Here is a 3,560-nt window from a genome sequence, read left to right on the forward strand (position 1 = left end):
GCACTGGAGAGACAACCGCTTCAGTAACCAGTAAAACGGTACCAGCTGAAAAAATCACTCAAATAGAAGCGAAAGTAAAAAAGCTCTACCCTGATGCAGATACCAAACTTCAACATCAAATCGTCGATGTTGCTGTTGAATCTCTAGAAAGCATGGTGTTTATCAAAGGTGGAACCTTCATGATGGGCGCATTTAAAGCACCTTGTAACCCCATTTCTACGGATAGAATGGATTGGTCGCCAGATGCTAAGTGTAATACCGCTTTGTCGAATGCTGAAACTGGCGCTAATTTTATGCATAAAGTAACCTTAAGTAACTACTCATTAGCTAATCATGAAACGACCTATCACGGCTTTGATGCTTTTAAAAGGGCGCATAATCTGCCCGTTGTCAAAGCTGAAAATAGGGCGAAATATGACCTTTCTGATGAACAGTTTAAAAATAAAGCAACACCAACCAAAACCTGGCAAGAGGCAAAAGATTACTGTTTATGGCTGGGTGAATTAACGGGTTCTCCGATTGATTTACCCACAGAAGCACAATGGGAATATGCAGCAAGAAATCGTGGAAAGTATCTATATTATGCTACTAATAACGGTTATATCCAGCGTAAAAATAGTCATTATTTGGTTAATGGTAGGTATGTCGATTACACAAAAGATGAATGGAATTATGGTGGCCTCTTTGAATCTAAAGATATTAAGCAATTCCCTCCTAATCCACTAGGTTTGTATGATATGACAGGTAATGTAACAGAGTGGATTAATGATTGGTATGCTAATGATTATTACCAACATTCACCCGAAATCGATCCTCAAGGACCATCAACAGGGACTAGAAAGGTCATGAGAGGTTGGGGGGGAGATGCACCATTTATAACCTCGCGAGGAGGTGAAGCCATTGTTCAAGATAAATATTACCCAACATACGGCTTTCGTTGCGCGGTTCAACAAACGACACCAGTAAAGTAGTATTCAGTTAGTGCCGACAATACCACTTGGCTATTGTCGGCAGCTCCAAATTAAATTTCTAATACTCTTTTCTTTTGTTTTCTATGTTGGAAATCATAAATGGTGAATGGAGTTGAAGGGATCATCCCCATATTATCTAAATGATTTACACTAGCTAATTGAGCTATCCATTGATTAAATTCTATTTGCTGTTTTCCATCTAAAATTTTATTTATTCGCTGTAGGTTATTTATAAGCGCATTATCTGAACTTTGTTTTTTACCTTCGATATTCATGTGGGCTAACACTTCAACAAACTTGCGCCAAGAGCGAATAGTACCGCTTAATAACACATAAATTGCTGCTTCCTGCTCCTCCTCAAGATTAAACCAATATGTATGTACTAGGGTATTGAGCATCATTCCCACCGTTTCAGGAGGAAGAACTTTTAAACTGACACCACTCAATACCTTGCGATCTTGATTTAAAATCCGCGCACTTAAACGTTTGGCTTCATCTGAAATGAACATATCATTTTTTATCATTACTAGACGATATCTCCACCAATCACTAATATTAACAAATCCAGTATTTATACTATTTTCAATCGTATTTAAATTAATATCCGTAAAAGCGTTATAGGCGGCCTGATATAAATAATTATAGGATTGGCTATCTATGTTTTTTATTACACGGCAACCAATAGTATCAATCGCTTCCCAAATGATTTTTGCTAATTCAAATAACTGTGAAAAATCAATCGAGGTACCAAAGCCGCCAGAAGCTCCGGGTCCCCATACCAAGCGCGCACAGCAATGGCATTCAAATTTACCTCTATTAAATCGAAGCTGAAAATCGACTCCAGCACCAAGCCCAAACGCCACATTGCCTTCCGCTTTGATTTCAACTAAAGCCGAAAAATCAGTCGTCCCCGTTTTTTGAGGGGTTAACCACTCGACCTTGCCACTTAACTGCCCGCCAGCTTGAGCACCAGCAAACCCTTCAGCACTGACACCTATTTGCCCTGATGGTTTTACTGCCATCGTAGGTTGAGGAGAGAAAATAACGCCTGTTCCCGCACTTTCCTCAGCCTGATTTTTGAACATTACTTTACCACTCGCCATCGCTGTCACTAAACAACTTAATGTTAACGTTGCGCTACATCTAAAATGCCCTAGAGGGTATAAGGCGGGTAAATGCACACCTTTTCTGGCCATTTGAGACCAAAAGCCTTGCTGATTCCCCGGCGCTTGCGGCGGAATGTGCTGTGAGTTGTACGGGGTATGTTTCATGGTTATTTTCAATCTATCTTCGGCGTTAACGATTTCCTGAGTGAGAATACACGCTAAATAGACTGGGCAATAATTGGCCTGATTATAAGATATGACCTCCACAAAAAAGCACGCCGAGATGGGCGTGCTTATTATGCGTTAGGCAGAAGCCGTGTTTGGTGTGGTTGCTATAGAATCAGTGGTAGGGATCGGTATAACTTCACCCAATGGTGGCTCTGAATTTTGCTTCTCAACAATTTTCGTCACTGCTTGTTCAAACGCTTCATCATCCATACTGAACCAAAGTCTGGCTTTCGATGATGCGCCTTGTCATAAGCAACGGTTGCATTGTCTTTATGGCGAAAAGGCTCATTCATTGGAATGTCGGGCAAAGGCTGGCTCACATCCATATAGGCTTGGATCATGTTCCATAAGCGTTTGTATTCATCAAGATCTCTTGAACCATTAATAAAACGACCAATGGGAACCCCATGTTTATAACCATTATAACGATGAACAAGAAACAGTTGATAATTAATAAAACCTTGTGGGGTTGGCGATGTTGTCAGGTAGCAATCAAACTCAACAAAAGGGTGACTAAATCGCACCTTATTACCGAAGCCATGTAGTGTGACCATGCCTGTTTCTCGGCTTAATGAAAATAAGGTTTTAATGGGTAATTTTCCATTAAAAAAAGAGAAAGACCACCAAATGAGTAGACACACCACAGATATACAGATTAACCCAAAATATGCTGTATTAACGTCACTTTGTGGAGCTTCAGTTAGAATATTTGCCATAACACAAATCAAAAAAAACAACGGCATAATAATCATTGCGGTACCTTTCGCAAAAGTCACGGCATAAAAATAGACCAAGCCCCACCATGGGAAAGTGATGTCGTGAATTTCACGCTCACTATATATATCACTCTCAAATGTCTTAAGCTTTTTCAGTTCAGAGGGGGTACGGGATCGCAGCTCTTTTTCTGGCACGTGATGATTGTTACGAGTAAATGGGAAGTGCACACCTTTTCTGGCCATTTGAGACCAAAAGCCTTGCTGATTCCCCGGCGCTTGCGGCGGAATATGCTGTGAGTTGTACGGGGTATTTTTCATGGTTATTTTCAATCTTTCTTCGGCGTTAACGATTTCCAGAGTAAGAGTACACGCTTAATAGACTGGGCAATAATTGGCCTGATTATGAGATATTACCTCCATAAAAAAGCACGCAGATTATTATGCGTTAGATCGTTTACTCATTCATATCGTGTTAACGTGATTTTGGATTAGTTTTTATAATGTTTTAATGTAATGGTTTGACGAATCATATAAAACTA

General features: G+C 40.0%; 4 protein-coding genes. 1 reads left to right on the plus strand and 3 read right to left on the minus strand.

Annotation, left to right across the window (positions count from 1 at the left end; all coding sequences use genetic code 11):
- Window positions 1-971: SUMF1/EgtB/PvdO family nonheme iron enzyme (locus C9J38_RS21330; RefSeq protein ID WP_107208797.1), on the plus strand; the 971-nt coding region annotated here is incomplete at its 5' end.
- Window positions 972-1,021: 50 nt separating this feature from the next.
- Here the strand turns inward: C9J38_RS21330 and C9J38_RS21335 are convergent.
- The 3 genes from C9J38_RS21335 to C9J38_RS21340 all read right to left on the minus strand — a co-directional run bounded on the left by C9J38_RS21335 (window position 1,022) and on the right by C9J38_RS21340 (window position 3,339).
- A complete protein-coding gene (locus tag C9J38_RS21335; RefSeq protein WP_107208798.1) occupies window positions 1,022-2,242 on the minus strand; it encodes a hypothetical protein in 1,221 nt (406 codons plus the stop codon).
- 138 nt (window positions 2,243-2,380) lie between these two features.
- The gene (locus tag C9J38_RS22135) at window positions 2,381-2,515 is read right to left on the minus strand and encodes a hypothetical protein (RefSeq protein WP_255418779.1); all 135 of its coding nucleotides are present in this window, start codon (window positions 2,513-2,515) and stop codon (window positions 2,381-2,383) included.
- Window positions 2,485-3,339, minus strand: coding sequence for a hypothetical protein (locus C9J38_RS21340; protein ID WP_233218544.1), 855 nt, complete (start codon window positions 3,337-3,339; stop codon window positions 2,485-2,487). The genes C9J38_RS22135 and C9J38_RS21340 overlap by 31 nt, the downstream gene beginning before the upstream one ends.
- Window positions 3,340-3,560 lie beyond the last annotated feature (221 nt).

Source organism: Photobacterium sp. GB-210, from assembly GCF_003026075.1.
Taxonomy (GTDB): domain Bacteria; phylum Pseudomonadota; class Gammaproteobacteria; order Enterobacterales; family Vibrionaceae; genus Photobacterium.

What these genes read in the sequence shown, in the direction of transcription:
- C9J38_RS22135 (WP_255418779.1), bottom strand. Translation starts at nt 2,515, where the DNA reads ATGGATGATGAAGCGTTTGAACAAGCAGTGACGAAAATTGTTGAGAAG.
- C9J38_RS21335 (WP_107208798.1), bottom strand. Translation starts at nt 2,242, where the DNA reads ATGAAACATACCCCGTACAACTCACAGCACATTCCGCCGCAAGCGCCG.
- C9J38_RS21340 (WP_233218544.1), bottom strand. Translation starts at nt 3,339, where the DNA reads ATGAAAAATACCCCGTACAACTCACAGCATATTCCGCCGCAAGCGCCG.